Origin of the sequence: Micromonospora sp. NPDC005194 (assembly GCF_040608335.1) — a bacterium.
GTDB lineage: Bacteria > Actinomycetota > Actinomycetes > Mycobacteriales > Micromonosporaceae > Micromonospora.
In genome coordinates this window covers 22,112-35,826 of record NZ_JBEXIA010000015.1, presented here as the reverse complement: position 1 = coordinate 35,826, position 13,715 = coordinate 22,112, and the positions used below count along the sequence as shown (strand labels likewise).

12 protein-coding genes and 1 pseudogene are annotated in these 13,715 nt (G+C 71.0%); 3 read left to right on the top strand and 10 right to left on the bottom strand.

Going from position 1 to position 13,715, the window contains the following annotated elements; translation table 11 throughout:
- Positions 1-16 precede the first annotated feature (16 nt).
- On the top strand, positions 17-1,201 hold the full coding sequence (locus ABZU53_RS15520) for a cellulose binding domain-containing protein (RefSeq protein WP_355066459.1): 1,185 nt from the start codon (positions 17-19) through the stop codon (positions 1,199-1,201).
- A gap of 154 nt (positions 1,202-1,355) precedes the next feature.
- Here ABZU53_RS15520 and ABZU53_RS15515 read toward each other — a convergent pair whose 3' ends face one another.
- From ABZU53_RS15515 to ABZU53_RS15505, 3 genes are all read right to left on the bottom strand, one after another.
- Positions 1,356-1,919: a DUF6193 family natural product biosynthesis protein gene (locus ABZU53_RS15515; RefSeq protein ID WP_355066458.1), complete on the bottom strand. Its 564-nt coding sequence runs from the start codon at positions 1,917-1,919 to the stop codon at positions 1,356-1,358.
- An 818-nt stretch (positions 1,920-2,737) separates the two neighbouring features.
- Positions 2,738-3,121 carry a hypothetical protein gene (locus ABZU53_RS15510; protein WP_355066457.1) on the bottom strand — a complete coding sequence of 128 codons (384 nt, stop codon included), beginning with the start codon at positions 3,119-3,121 and terminating at the stop codon, positions 2,738-2,740.
- A 389-nt stretch (positions 3,122-3,510) separates the two neighbouring features.
- On the bottom strand, positions 3,511-4,185 hold the full coding sequence (locus ABZU53_RS15505; RefSeq protein WP_355066456.1) for a hypothetical protein: 675 nt from the start codon (positions 4,183-4,185) through the stop codon (positions 3,511-3,513).
- Positions 4,186-4,258: 73 nt separating this feature from the next.
- On the opposite strand from ABZU53_RS15505, the gene ABZU53_RS15500 reads away from it, so the two are divergent.
- Both ABZU53_RS15500 and ABZU53_RS15495 read left to right on the top strand, forming a co-directional pair.
- Positions 4,259-4,675, top strand: coding sequence for a VOC family protein (locus ABZU53_RS15500; protein WP_355066455.1), 417 nt, complete (start codon positions 4,259-4,261; stop codon positions 4,673-4,675).
- A gap of 247 nt (positions 4,676-4,922) precedes the next feature.
- On the top strand, positions 4,923-5,579 hold the full coding sequence (locus ABZU53_RS15495; protein ID WP_355066454.1) for a hypothetical protein: 657 nt from the start codon (positions 4,923-4,925) through the stop codon (positions 5,577-5,579).
- A 288-nt stretch (positions 5,580-5,867) separates the two neighbouring features.
- On the opposite strand, the pseudogene ABZU53_RS15490 reads toward ABZU53_RS15495, so the two are convergent.
- From ABZU53_RS15490 to ABZU53_RS15460, 7 genes and pseudogenes are all read right to left on the bottom strand, one after another.
- Positions 5,868-6,101 (bottom strand): annotated as a pseudogene (locus ABZU53_RS15490) (helix-turn-helix transcriptional regulator); the annotation flags it as partial.
- A gap of 156 nt (positions 6,102-6,257) precedes the next feature.
- The gene (locus ABZU53_RS15485) at positions 6,258-6,722 is read right to left on the bottom strand and encodes a MaoC family dehydratase (RefSeq protein ID WP_355066453.1); all 465 of its coding nucleotides are present in this window, start codon (positions 6,720-6,722) and stop codon (positions 6,258-6,260) included.
- A gap of 16 nt (positions 6,723-6,738) precedes the next feature.
- Positions 6,739-7,887 (bottom strand): acyl-CoA dehydrogenase family protein, encoded by a 1,149-nt coding sequence (locus ABZU53_RS15480; RefSeq protein WP_355066452.1) that lies wholly within the window; start codon positions 7,885-7,887, stop codon positions 6,739-6,741.
- Between the two features lie 60 nt (positions 7,888-7,947).
- Complete coding sequence (locus tag ABZU53_RS15475) at positions 7,948-10,734, bottom strand: AAA family ATPase (protein WP_355066451.1); 2,787 nt, start codon at positions 10,732-10,734, stop codon at positions 7,948-7,950.
- Positions 10,735-10,787: 53 nt separating this feature from the next.
- Complete coding sequence (locus tag ABZU53_RS15470; protein WP_354861826.1) at positions 10,788-11,399, bottom strand: TetR/AcrR family transcriptional regulator; 612 nt, start codon at positions 11,397-11,399, stop codon at positions 10,788-10,790.
- 94 nt (positions 11,400-11,493) lie between these two features.
- Positions 11,494-12,261: an SDR family oxidoreductase gene (locus ABZU53_RS15465; protein ID WP_355066450.1), complete on the bottom strand. Its 768-nt coding sequence runs from the start codon at positions 12,259-12,261 to the stop codon at positions 11,494-11,496.
- Between the two features lie 133 nt (positions 12,262-12,394).
- Positions 12,395-13,681 carry an ABC transporter substrate-binding protein gene (locus tag ABZU53_RS15460; RefSeq protein WP_355066449.1) on the bottom strand — a complete coding sequence of 429 codons (1,287 nt, stop codon included), beginning with the start codon at positions 13,679-13,681 and terminating at the stop codon, positions 12,395-12,397.
- Positions 13,682-13,715: the final 34 nt, after the last annotated feature.

Sequence of the window (13,715 nt, the reverse complement as noted above, 5' to 3'; positions counted from 1 at the left end):
CACCTGAGGAAGCCCCATGAGCAGACCGATCCTTGGCAACCCCGTCCCCCCGCCGCCCGCCACCACCGCGACGACGTCGAGGCCCCGCCGGGCCCGACTGTGGTGGGCGGCCCTGGCCGCCGTCGCGGCCATGACCGCGGCCGTCCCGGTGGCGACCGCGCCCGCGAGCGCCGAGTCCAACGGCGGGGTACGTGTCATGCCCCTCGGCGACTCGATCACCGACGGCTTCAACGTCGCCGGTGGCTACCGGATCGAACTCTGGCAGCGGTTCGTCTCCGGCGGATACCGGATCGACTTCGTCGGTTCCGGGTTCAACGGCCCGGCCAGCCTCGGTGACCACGACCACGAAGGCCATTCCGGGTGGACGATCGCCCAGATCGACGCCAACGTCGTCAACTGGCTGCGGGCCACGAACCCGCGGACCGTGCTGCTGCACATCGGCACCAACGACATGTACGGGGACACGTCCGGCGCCCCGGCTCGTCTGGCCACCCTGGTCGATCGCATCACCAACACCGCACCGAACGCGGACGTGTTCGTCGCGACGATCATCCCGAAGTCCGGCGCGGACACGCAGGTCCGCGGCTACAACGCGGCGATCCCGGGGATCGTTCAGACCCGGGCCGCCGCCGGCAAGCGCGTCCACCTGGTCGACATGTACCGCGCCCTGACGCTCAGCGACCTGGCCGACGGCGTACACCCCAACGCCACGGGTTACCGCAAGATGGCCGTCGCCTGGTACGACGCCCTGCGCACGGTGCCCGGCAGCATCGGGGGCGACACGCCGCCGACCACCGCACCGCCGACCACCGCACCACCCACCACGGCACCGCCGACCACGGCACCGCCCACCACCGCGCCACCGACCACGCCCCCGCCGTCCGGGGGATGCCGGGTCACGTACACGGTCAACGCCTGGAACAGCGGGCTCACCGCGGCCGTGTCGGTGACCAACACCGGCAGCAGCGCGGTCAACGGTTGGGCCCTGGCGTTCACGCTGCCCGACGGCCAGACCATCACCAGCGGCTGGAACGCCACCTACTCCCCGTCGAGCGGGGCGGTGACCGCGCGCAACGTCTCCTACAACGGCACCATCGCCCCGAACACGTCGGTCGACATCGGCTTCCAGGCCACCCACACCGGCAACGCCGGTCGGCCGTCCGCCTTCGCGCTCAACGGCACCGCCTGCGCGGTCGCCTGACCCTCGTACCCGACGCGGGACGCGGGGGCGGCGAGGCTTCTTCTCGCCGCCCCCGCAGGTACGGGTGGCTCAGGACGCGTAACGGTCGGACGCCGAGCGCCGCGCCGCTCGGCGTCCGGATCTGCCCACGCGCGGATGGCCTGGCGGAGAAGTACTAGCTCTGTTCGGCTGCGCCGTACCTCACCGGACTGAGATCGGCGGGCAGGTTGCGCGCGGCCAATGACACGGCCTCCTCCGCTGTAGCGGTCTCACCGAGTTCCTGTCCCATGTAGCCCATCGTGACGATGTAGTCCTTGCCTCGCCCGGCATGCAAACACACCAGGAGATCACGGGAGAGGCTGGGCCGGGTGCTGGTGGAGAACCGCAGAGACCAATGGCTGGTGAACGGGTAGAGCTGCCGGAGCCTTGGCTCGGCGTACGCGGCCTCGATGAGCGCGTGGTACTCGGGCCAGTTCACCTCCGCTGCCTCCGTACGCAGGTGCCGCCACTCCGATTCGACCAGCCCTGCCGGATCGCGGTCGGGCACCTCGAACCGTCCAGTCAGTTTCACGAACGACGCAGCCTGGGGGATCTCGGTCAGGGGCGCTCCGTCATGCCAGGCCTGCGCGGCTCGCGCCACCTGACCGAGATCCACCGTGTCTCCTTCGATCAAGGCCAGACCTTGGTCGCGCTCGCAACCGCGAATGGACCACCGCCGCTCTACGTAGCTGGCGGACACCTTCAACTCCTCACGGTGCGGACGGTGGTCGGAACGACAGCGCCATGCAACGAATTGGACGCCGTAACCGGCACGCGAATGGACAGCCCTTGCCGGATGGCGACGGCTCGCAACGCCGCCGCAAGGCTGCCCTCGGCAGCAACCTCCGGATAGAGAACAACAGGATCGGGGTAGGTCGGCACGGCTCACGATTCTGCCCCACCACGCTGCCGGAACAGCCGCGAGACGGCCGGGATCGAGTCGACTCGAAGCACCCGCTCTTGCCGCGATCCGCGTGGTCATGGCTCCCCTCTCTGTCAAGACACCGCCAGGAGGAGAGTTCTATCCTGGGTTTCGGCGGGTCCAGGAAGTGACTTCTCCGAAGAGCCGGCTGGGGGATGAGGGTCGGTCGCGCTGGAGCCAGTTGTCGTTCCCCGTTGTCCTCCCGGGCCCGCTGCCGGCCGCCGCCGACGACGGTCTCGTCGCGGGCCATGACCTCGATCGTTACCGAGCGCTTGTGCGGGTCCATCCCGCTGACCACACGATCTGACGTGCCACTCACCGCGTCCTCCGATGCTCGATCCACCTGGGTTGTCGAGCCGGGAGGGCAACGCTACTTCGAGCCGAGCAAACCCCTCTTGAGCCTCTCCCCGCCATGGGGCGACGCCCGGGCCGCGCAGGCCAAATGAGAGCCACACGACCAGCGTGGGCAACCGAAATGAGAACGACAGCCCGGGCGCCTCGACCGAAGCCTGGCCGGGCCACGGTCGCGGGTCAATGAAACAAGTAGCCGAGATGAGTGCACAGATCACATAACACTCGGCCTGAGCCGGCGGACTTTATCGAAGACCGAAGTCGCTTGGAGCCTCGGCCGCTTTGGCTCTGAACGCCTTATCCAGATTCTCATCCGCTGGGCCGAGAAGGTCATAGAACTGACGTTCCCGCGTTCCAGCGTATTCGACATCCGACTCATGGTTCAAGACGTCAGCCAGTAGGTCAGCAAGCTCGGACAGGCGGAAGTAGCGCATCGCGTCGATCGCCCGTCTCAGGCGGAAAGGTTCGTTGACTTCCACGGCGAAGCCCAAGCCGCCGCCCATGGCCGAGTTGTAGACACGTAGCAGGAAGGAAAGGTGCGCAATCCCTAGCGGAGTTCCTTCAGGCGCTTCACCGTCAGCCCCATAGTCGCAGGCACAGTTCCAGATGACGGCGGGATCGTCCAACACGGACGACCTCCACGTCTCATCCAACTCGTCCATCATGGGCCACCGATTTCCTCTTACTCGCGCCGATACAGCGCACGATTCAATCACGCTAGCCCCCTACTCGTCGCGCGACCTCTTCTGCCGCGTCCGGGCGTTACTCGGCGTATCCGCGGGCCTGAATTGGTGTAGCCGTATTCGGGCTCAGGTCGATATCGTCGCGCCGTGGTGCAATCCAGGCGGTACCCCTATGTCGGTCCGGCCGAGTTCCGTGACCGGGCGTCCGACTGACGGCATCCGGATCTGCCGCTGAGTGTGCGCGGATCTGTCGAAAGTCGTATGTCGGATCGCGCAGGCGTACCTCGGCGGGCCGTCGGCCAGGCCCGCGTCGCCAGGGTCACGGCTCACCCAGGTCAATACCGGAAGACCTGCTCGGACACTCGGAACGTCGTGCTGCACTGCGTGCAGGTGGCACGGCCGAACAGGTAGGTGAGGGCAATGGCGACGGACTGCTGCCCGGCCTGCACGCTCATCAGATGCAGCCGTTGACCGACGCCGTTCAACTCGTCCGGTTCGGTCGGCAGTAGCGGTGTCTGCTCGACGTCCGGCTTCGTGGCGTAGTCCTCGTGGGTGGCGAAACACCCATCCTCGCCGAAGGCCACGAACAGCGACGTCTCGCACTGCGGGCACTCGACCTCGATCTCGTCGTGCACGATCCGATCGAGCTCCGCCCCCCAGAGCTCGTCACCCTCCAGCGCCATCACCGCCTGCAGACGGAAGACGAACGAGTGCCGGTCGGTCGGTGTGGCAAGCCAGTCGTTGGTCAGCCGGTGCATGGTTGCGAACACTTCGGCGTATCGCGGCCAGTTAGCCTCATCAAGATCCGCTGCGATCTTGCCAGCAAGCATCAGAACGTTGTCGCGGCCGGCCGGTGCGTACCGGCCCGCGAGGTCGGCCAACCGCGGGATCAGGAAGGCTTCGTCCGCCTCGGAGAAACCTTCGTGGCACGCCTTCTCGTACAGCGAGTCCCAAGCATCTGCGTACGAATCGGCCGCAGCGGTCGCCAGCAACTCGTCGACCTTCGTCACGGCATGAATCTAACCAGGTCGCCGCGCCGGATCGTGCCGACGACGACAGCGCTCGGGGTGGGCGGCGAGCACGATGGACCCTGCGTACGCTGCCGTGGTGCAGATCGATCTGGTTGCCCTGATCGTTGACGAGTACGAACCCGCGATCGCGTTCTTCACCGACGTACTCGGCTTCGATCTCGTCGAGGATTCCCCATCGCTGACCACTGACGGGCGGCCCAAGCGTTGGGTCGTCGTCCGGCCGCCGGGTGCCCAGACCGGGATTCTCCTCGCTCGCGCCGACGGAGAACACCAACGTGCCGCAACTGGTAACCAGGTAGCCGGCCGAGTCGGGTTCTTCCTCCGAGTCGACGACTTCGACGCCACTTACCGACGGATGGCCGAGGCCGGTGTCACCTTCGTCCGGGAGCCAAGGGCCGAGCCCTATGGCCGGGTCGCGGTCTTCCTCGACATCGCCGGCAACCGGTGGGACCTTCTCGGATGCGCATGACGTCGCCGCAGTTGTCAGTCGAGGCGCCCAGGTCAGACGTCCTGATGTGCCGCTGAGTGTGCGCGGATCTGCCGATGAGAGGTCATCCAGGGTTCAGCGCTCACAGATGTCGCTGGTATGGCAGGTCGCGGTGTCGACTCCCTCGTCACCTGGCATCAAGTGCCGCCCGGCCTATCTTCAGATAATCAGGTCCTCGGACGAAGAACAAGACTTGATCTTGTAGCGCGGTGGTTCCACGCTGTGACACATGAGATGGGACCCCGTCACCACGCTCCAACGCGCCCTGTGGATCGGCGGCGGCCAGTGGGCCGGCAAATCCACTGTCGCTGGCATTCTCGCTGAGCGGTACGGCCTCACCCATTACCACTACGACTACCACGACGCTCGCGGCCATGATGATCGGCGGATAGCACAGCGGGTCCGTTGCGGCGAGTCCCCAACCGGACCGGACTGGGAGGCAGTCTGGATCCAAGCAACGCCAGAGGAGATGGCCGATCAGGTCATCGCCGACTTCCCGGACCGTTTCCAGTGGGTGCAAGACGACCTGCGTGCCCTCGTCTCCCCTCGGCCCATCCTTGCTGAGGGCTGGGGGTTACGCCCAGAACTGGTCGCGCCGGTCGCCGGCTCTATCGGCCGGATGGTGGTCATGGTCGCGGCCGAGGAGTTCCGGCAACGCCAGGTCGCTCGGCTACCCCGTGCCAGCGCCATCGGTCATCAGGTCAGCGACTCGCAACTCGCTCAACGCAACCGCGTCGAGCGTGATCGGTTGATCGCCGCAGACGCGGTCCGCAACGCGCACCGATTGGGGGTCCGCGTCATCGAGGTCGACGGATCACGGGACGCCGAAGCCGTGGCCGACCTAGTGGCCGAGCACTTCGCGCCGTTCCTGCCCGAGCAGCCTTGAACGTATAACTCATCTGCCGCTGGTCGGGCGCGAGCGCGACCACCCTCAGCGGTGACGGATGTCGTCGGCAGGGCGGTCCGTCATGCGATATGGGAAGGTGCTCGACAGACGTCGTCGCCCCTTCTGGAACGTCGACCTCTCTACGCTCCAGCCGCACCTGCTTGTGCACCTGGACCCGTACGCCGACAGTCGGCGACGTTCCACCGGACTCCAGCCCATGCACGGCGACGGGGCCATGCGCGAGCGGCCGACCGGCCGCGGTGTCGGTCGGCCCCTCCACCGGTCAGAAGCCTCGTGGTCGACGGGAGCGGCGACCAGGCGGGCGAGCCTGCCGCCTGCGTTGAGCGCCTGGTCGAGGTGGCGAGCGGTCTCGAAGGTGGCTGCCTTGCTGCCATTCTCCAGTTCGTGGAGGTGGCTCTTGCCGCGGTGAGTGAGCTGGGCGAGCGCCCGCAGGGACAGGCCGGCCTGCTCACGAAGTTGCCGGAGTGTGGCGCCGAAGCGTGGGTCGACGTGGGCCGTCATGGCGGTGCTCCCGGTAGAGGACGGGAATGGCGGCACCGCCGGCCTCTACACCGGCGGGCCGCCATGTCGAGATACCGTCCTTGTGCGTAGCCCGTCACGCTCCGCGCCCGGAGACGCACCCTCAGCGCCTGACAGCTATGCCGTCCGGACGACCGCTCAGCGACCCGCCTCGCCATAGAGGCGGCTCACCGTCTCGGCGACGCACACTGGCTTGCCCCCGCCGTCACTCTCCACGGTCACCGCCGTGACCATCTGCACCCCACCACTGACCGGTGACACCTCCGCGATGACGGCGGTGGCCCGCACGGCGGCGCCGACCCGCAGCGGCGCGGGGAAGCGCACCCGGTTCAGCCCGTAGTTGACTCCCATCGCGACCCCCTGGACGCGGTACAGCTGCCCGGCCAACGCCGGCAACAGCGACAGGGTCAGGTAGCCGTGCGCGATCGTGGCGCCGAACGGCCCGGCCGCCGCGCGTACCGGGTCGATGTGGATCCACTGGTGGTCGTCGGTGGCGTCGGCGAAGAGGTCCACGCGGTCCTGCTCGATCCGCTGCCAGGGGCCGGGCCCGAGGGTCTCGCCGACCGCGGTGGTCAGCTCGTCGACGGAGGTGAAGACTCGCATCCGGGTGTCCTTAGAGCTAGAAGGCGTTGACGCCGGTGAGCGCGCGTCCGATCAGGAGCTGTTGGATCTGGCTGGTGCCCTCGTAGAGGGTGGCCACCCGCGCGTCGCGCAGGTACTTGCCGACCGGGTATTCGTCGATGTAGCCGTACCCGCCGAAGACCTGGACCGCGTTGTTGGCCGCGCGGACGGCGGCCTCGCTGGCGAAGAGCTTCGCCATCGACGCCTCGGTGGCGAACGGCTGGTCGCGGTCGATCAGGTCGGCGACCTGCCAGACCAGCAGGCGGGCGGCCGCCGTGTCGACGGCGATGGCCGCGAGCAGCTGCTGGACGAGCTGGTGCCCGGCGATCGGCTTGCCGAACTGGGTCCGCTGCCCGGCGTAGCCGACCGCCGCGTCGAGGCAACCCTGGGCGATGCCGACGCAGCCGGCCGCCACCGACATCCGCCCCTTGGCGAGGGTGGCCAGGGCCAGCCGGAAGCCGGCGCCCTCGGCCCCGAGGCGGGCGGTGTCGGGCACCCGCACGTCGTCGAGACGCAGCTCACCGGTGGCCTGCCCGCGCAGGCCGAGCTTGCCGTGGATCTCGCGCCGGGTCAGGCCCGGACTGTCGGTGGGCACCAGGAACGCGGTGATGCCCCGGTGGCCGGGACCGCCGGTGCGGGCGAAGATCAGGGCGACGTCGGCGGTTGTGCCGTTGGTGATGAACGTCTTCGTGCCGGTGAGCAGCCAGTCGTCGCCGTCGCGGACCGCGCGGGTGCGCAGCGCGGCCGCGTCCGATCCGCTGTCCGGCTCGGTCAGCCCGAAACAGCCGAGCGCGGCCCCGGAGCAGAGCCGGGGCAGCCACTCGGCCCGCTGCGCGGCCGACCCGTGGGCGGCGATCGACTTGGCGACCAGGCCGAGCGAGACGGACACGATGCCACGCACGGCCGAGTCGCCCCGGCCAAGCTCCTCCAGGACCAGGCAGTACGCGAGGTGGTCGCCGCCGGAGCCGCCGTCGGACTCGGCGATGGTCAGCCCGAGGAAGCCGAGGTCGCCGAGCTTGCCGACGATGGCCGGGTCGACCGATTCGCGCCGATCCCACGTGGCGGCGTGCGGCGTCAACTCCCGGTTGGCAAACTCGGCGGCGAGCTGACGGACCGCCGTCTGCTCGGCGGACAGGGTGAGCTCCATGACGGATAAACTAGCGGTGATAGTTTACGTCGTCCAGACCGGACCGTGCCCGGGCGGCGCTCACCGGTCGGAGGCCAGTCCGGCGTGCGGCTCGGCGGCGAAGGTCCGGGCCAACTCGGTACGGGAGCGGATGCCCAGCCGGTGGAAGACGTTGCGCAGGTGGTGGTCGACCGTGCGGGTGGACAGGAACATCCGGGCGGCGATCTCCCGGTTGGTGGCGCCCTCGGCGACCAGTTGCGCGATCCGCAGTTGCTGACCGGTCAGCAACCGTGCCGCCGGCAGGTCCGGCGGACCGACCGACTCCCCGGCGGCGCGCAGCTCGGCCGTGGCCTGCTCGGCCCAGCGATCCGCGCCGAGCAACGTGAACGTCTCCCGGGCCTGGTGCAGGTGCCCCCGGGCGTCCCGCGGACGCCGGCTGCGCCGAAGGTCCTGACCGAAGAGCAGCTCCGTGCGCGCCCGTTCGAAGGCGCCATCCTCCGTCGGGTGCAGTCGCAGCGCGGTCCGGAACTCCTGCTCCGCCTCGACGCCGCCCCGGGGCGCGAGCAGCGCGTGACACCGGGCCGAGAGCGCCCGGCGCAGCGGGCTCGCGGTGCTGCTCGCCCACCTGTCGAAGGCCGCGAGCGCGGCTGTCGCCGCCGGCCGGTGCGGCAGGTGGGCCGCCGCCTCCACCAGGTACGGGGTGGCCATCACCTGGACCAGCACCTGACCCCGGCCGGTGCCGAGCCGGGCCAGCGACGCCAGTCGGGCCGCCGCCTCGGCGTGCCGACCGTCGACGAGGTCGAGCACGGCCAGCGCCCACCCGGCGAGCGCGTGTGGTCGGCTGCCCGGCGTCGGCGTCGGGCCGATCTCGCGGATCCGCCGCAGGCTGGTCTCCCGGTCGGCCCGGACGGCGGCCAGCACGGCGAGCAGACCCAGGTGGACGTTGGCGCAGTTGAACTGCCCGGTGGCGCGGGCGACCCGCAGCCCGTCGCGGGAGGTCTCCGCCGCGGCCTCGTGCCGCCCCAGCCAGTACTCGGCTACCGCGCGCAGCTCCAACGCCCGGGACAGCATGGACAGCTCGCCCCGTTCCCGCGCCAACCCGACGGCGCGCTCGGCGAGCCGGTGCGCGGCGCCGTCCACGGCCACCACCAGCCCGGCCGCCGCCGCGCAGGTGAGCGCGGTCGGGGTCAGCGCCGGCCCGGCCAACCGGCCGCCCAGCACGACGGCTCGGCGCAGCGCGGGCCCGGCCCGCTCGTGGTCACCCCGCAGCGTGGCGGCCACCCCGGTGACGAGGCATCCCGCCAGCTCCACGGCCGGCGGGTCGTTCGGGTGCCGCAGGGCCGCGGCCCGCCGGCCGACCTCCGCGTACCGGTACTGGTCGCCGGCGAAGCACACGGCCTCGCCGGCCCGCGCCAGCGCCTCCATGGCCACGGCGCGGTCGGTCCCGGCCACCGTACGCGCGGCGGACAGCAGCGTGGCCGCCGCGCCGGCGGCGTCGTCACAGCGCAGTTGCAGCTCGCCGCGCAGCAGCCCGGCGTGCCCGGTGACGGTCGGGTCCGCGCAGGTCGCGCGGAGGCGGTCGAGCAGGAGCCGGGCCTGGCCGGGTTGCCCGGCGGTCCAGGCGTACCGGGCGGCGGCGAGCAGGCGCGCGGCGACGTCGCTCGGGCGGTCGCTGAGCGCGGCGGCCCGGCACAGCGCGGCCGACGCCACGGCCCAGCCGTCGCGCCCACCGGCCGCCGCCCGCTCCAACTCGGCGGCGAGGGCCGGATCGGCGCCCGCCGTCGCGGCGGCGAGGTGCATCGCCCGCAGCAGCCGTTGCCCGTCCGGATCGAGAACCTCCGCGAGCAGCCGGTGCGCCGCGCGCCGCTGGGCCAGCGGCGCACCTGCCGCGACCATCGTGCGGGCCAGCGGCTGCGCGAACGTGACGCCCCCGGGCTCGACCCGAACCAGACCGGCGGCTTCGGCCGGGGCGAGCGCCTCGACGGCCAGGCCGGCGGCGTCGGCCGCGCGAACGAAGGTCGCCGGTTCGTCTGACTCGTCGAGCGCGGCGAGCAGCAGCATCCGGCGGGTGTCCGGCGGCAGCCGGTCGAGGCGGGCCCGGTAGGCGCGGGCAAGTGCGCCATCGGCCGGCGGCGCGGCCGGCAGGGGCTCCTCCCCGCGCCACTGCCCCGGGTTCAGCACCTCGGTGAGGTCCACGAGAGCCTGCGGGTTGCCGCCACCGACGGCGGCGAGCGTGGCCGCGACCGGCGCGGCGGGTCGCTCGGGTAGCCGGTCGGTGAGGACGGCGATGCTGTCCCGCTCGCCCAGCGGCGGCAGCCGGTGCGCCGCGATGCCGTCGACGGTGGTGCCGACGTCCGCGGTGAGCAGGACGGCGGCCGGCAGGTGCCGTAGCCGGCGGGCGACGAAGGCCAGCACCTGCGCGGTCTGCGGGTCACCCCGGTCGACGTCGTCCATGGTGGCGAGCAGCGGGCGCTCCCGGGCGGCCGCGGCGAGCAGACCGAGGACGGCCACCGACAGGGCCAGCCGGCGCTCGGGCCGGCAGCCCTCGCCGTCCAACGCCCGGCGCAGCAGGTGCCGTCGCGGCTCGGGCAGGGCGGCGGCCCGGTCGAGCACCGGATCGAGCAGGCGTTGCAGGCCGGCGTACGGCAGCGTCGCCTCCTCGGGCAGCCCGGCGCCGGCGAGGACGGTGCAGTCCTTCGCGTACCGATGGGCGTAGGAGAGCAGCGCCGTCCGGCCCGAGCCCGGCTCGCCGTGCAGGAGCAGAGCCCCACCGCCGTCGGGCACGCCGTCGAGCAGAGTCCGGATGGCTCGGCACTGGTCGTCCCGGCCGCGCAACACGGTTATTTGCACTGAGTATGCAGTAACCATGCGTCCCAGTGTCACCCATCGGTCACCGGATGGAAAGAGGGGACGAGCCGGGATCAGTCGGTCGTGACCTCGGCGAGCAGCGCGCCAACCGTCCGGGACATCACCGCGCGGGCCTGGTCCACGCCCAGCCCGAGGCCGTAGCGCAGCATCGACCAGGCCGGCCACATGCTCGCCGCCACCACCGCGTTGAGCAGCTGCTCGCGCCCCCGCCCGGCGTTCGTCAGCTCGGCGGCGAAGAGGTGCTCGACCTCGTCGCGCACCCGGTCGATGTGCTTGAGGCGGTTGCGGTGCAGTTGGTCGGAGACCGGCTCGCGCATCTGCGCGGCCCGCGCCGACGGCGCGATGAGCTGGAGCAGCCGTGCCCGCTGCCGGCAGTACGCGTCGACCCGCTTGGCCAGCGGCAACGCGGGCGAGATCGGCCGGTAGGCGGCATCCTGCTGGCGCAGCACCTCGGCGCCGCTCGCCTCGAAGAGCGTCTCCATGTCCTTGAAGTTGGTCCAGAGTGTCCGCAGTGAGATGCCGGCCCGTTCGGCGATGCGCTCCCCGGTCGGCCGCAGGTCGCCCTCGGCGATGAGTGCCAGGTGCGCCTCGACGATGGCTGCCCGGGTGCGCTCGGCCCGGGCCGTCCGCCCGTCCACCCGCCCCGGGGCCTCGACCCTGTTCATCCGCCCCCGCCCCTTCACCGCCACGACGTCGCCCGGCTCCCCGCCGAGTCTAGACAGGCGATGATCAGGCACCGCCGAGCGCGCACGACAGGTGTCATACGGGCCGGCCGGCCAGCGTGACGCCACCGTCGCAGACGATGGTCTGTCCGGTGATCCAGGCGGCGTCGGGGCCGGCCAGGAAGGCGACCGCGCCCGCCACGTCCGGCGCGACACCGAGCCGACCGAGGGGGTACCGCGCCGCGACCTCGTCCTCGCGCCCCTCGTAGAGCGCCGCGGCGAAGCGGGTCTTGACCACCCCGGGGGCGACGGCGTTGACCCGGATCGTCGGCCCCAGCTCGACGGCGAGACTGGCGGTGAGGTGGTTGAGCGCGGCCTTGCTCACGCCGTAGAGGGCGATGCCCGGCGACGGCGCGAGGCCGGCGATCGAGGAGACGTTGACCACGCAGCCGCCCCGCTCGGTCATGCCGGCGGCGCAGACCTCCTGCACCCAGCCCAGCGCGGCGACGAGGTTGACGTCGAGGATCTTGCGGGCGGCGGCCAGGTCCAGCTCGACCAGCGGGCCGTGCACGGGGTTGATGCCGGTGTTGTTGACCAGCAGGTCCACCGGCCCGAACGCCGCGCCGACCTGCCGCACCGCCTCGGCCCGGTGCGCCGGGTCGTCGGCCCGGCCGGGCACGGCCACGGCGTACGCGGGGCCGCCGAGGGCGGCGACGGCGTCGGCGAGCGCCTCGGGACGGCGGGCGGTCAGACCCACCCGGGCACCCTCGGCGACGAGGCGTCGGGCGATGGCCAGGCCGATCCCGCGACTGGCGCCGGTGACGATGGCGACCCGACCCGCGAGTCGACCTGAAATTGCATCCACAGTGCAGATAGTAGGAGGACTGATCGGTGTCGGTCAACGGCCGGCACCCGTCGGCACCGCGCACGGAATCCGGGCACGCTCGTACGACCCGGAGGCAATGACCCCCGGGTCGTACGAGGCGATGGCGGGCTCGTCAGGAGACGGTCGGCACCCCGTTCGCCGGTGGCGCGACCGGCGGGGCGCTGTACTCGGTGACCGGCCCGTCCCCGTCGTCGGTCTCGTACGTCGGCCCGAAGTAGCTCTGCACTCCCCCGCTCACCCGGCTCAACCGCTGCCCGCCGTAGCCGGAGTGGTCGTCGGCGGAGAAGCGCAGCGGCGCGAGCCCGGGGCCCGCAAAGCCGCCCTTCTGGACCGCGTCGAGCACCTTCTCGCGGGTGACGTCCTTGCCGGCGGCGAGGAGCACCTGCACGAAGAGGTAGCCGACCGACATGCCGTAGACGGTGTTGCCGTCGAACGGCGCGTCACCGTTGTGCGTCTTGTTGATCTTCGTGAAGAGCTGGATCCACGGGTTCGCGGTGTCGTTCTGCATCGGCAGGTAGTTGGTGCCGACCATGCCCTCCAGCAGCGGGGCGGCGGCGCCGAGCTGCTTGGCCAGGGTCGGGTGGTCGGCGCCGACGTTGGAGACCAGCCACTGCGGCTTGAAGCCCAGCCGTGCGGCGGTGCCGATGGACAGCGCGGTGAAGCCGGGCACGGTCGCCAGCATGACGACCCGACAGCCGGCCGCCTTGAACGCGCCGATCTGCGGCGCGACGTTGGTGTTGCTGGTGACGTACGTCTGCTTGACGGCCACCGCCCCGGCGCCGAGCACCTTCTCCACGCCGGCCAGGCTGTCGCGGCCGAAGTCGTCGTCCTGACCGAGGAAGCAGACCTTCTGGCCGGCCAGGTTCGCCTTCGTGTAGTTGGCGAGGATCTTGCCCTCGATCGTGTAGTCCGGGTTGAAGCCGAACGTGCCGGGATACTTGTCGGGCTGGTCCCAGCTGCGGCTGCCGGAGGCGACGAAGAGATCGGGCACCCGGTTGGTCTTGAGGAAGTCGAGCACACCGGTGTGCGTCGGCGTGCCGAGGCCGTTGAGGATGGCGAAGACCTTGTCCTGCAGGACGAGCTGGCGTACCACCTGCTGGGTGTTCGCCGGGTTGTAGCCGTCGTCCATGATCTTGTAGGTGATCTTCCGGCCGTGCACGCCGCCGTTGGCGTTGACGTAGTCGAAGTACGCCTTCGTCGCCGGGGCGATCTTGGAGTAGCCGGCCGAGGCCGGCCCGGTGAGCGGCATGTGGGTGCCGACGACGATCTCGGTGTCGGTGACCCCCGGCACCGACCCCCCGCCGGAGGTGGGGCCGTCGTCGCCGCCACAGCCCGCGGCGGTGACGAGCAGGGCGATGGTGCTGGCGATCGCGAGACCGCGTCGTGCCGTACGGTGCATGGGAAACACCGACCTTTCTCGGTCCGGTTCGGTG

Bases quoted from the DNA above. Each gene is read 5' to 3' on its own strand.
- ABZU53_RS15520 (WP_355066459.1), top strand. From the start codon at position 17: ATGAGCAGACCGATCCTTGGCAACCCCGTCCCCCCGCCGCCCGCCACC.
- ABZU53_RS15500 (WP_355066455.1), top strand. From the start codon at position 4,259: ATGGACCCTGCGTACGCTGCCGTGGTGCAGATCGATCTGGTTGCCCTG.
- ABZU53_RS15495 (WP_355066454.1), top strand. From the start codon at position 4,923: ATGAGATGGGACCCCGTCACCACGCTCCAACGCGCCCTGTGGATCGGC.
- ABZU53_RS15485 (WP_355066453.1), bottom strand. From the start codon at position 6,722: ATGCGAGTCTTCACCTCCGTCGACGAGCTGACCACCGCGGTCGGCGAG.
- ABZU53_RS15480 (WP_355066452.1), bottom strand. From the start codon at position 7,887: ATGGAGCTCACCCTGTCCGCCGAGCAGACGGCGGTCCGTCAGCTCGCC.
- ABZU53_RS15475 (WP_355066451.1), bottom strand. From the start codon at position 10,734: ATGGTTACTGCATACTCAGTGCAAATAACCGTGTTGCGCGGCCGGGAC.
- ABZU53_RS15470 (WP_354861826.1), bottom strand. From the start codon at position 11,399: ATGAACAGGGTCGAGGCCCCGGGGCGGGTGGACGGGCGGACGGCCCGG.
- ABZU53_RS15460 (WP_355066449.1), bottom strand. From the start codon at position 13,681: ATGCACCGTACGGCACGACGCGGTCTCGCGATCGCCAGCACCATCGCC.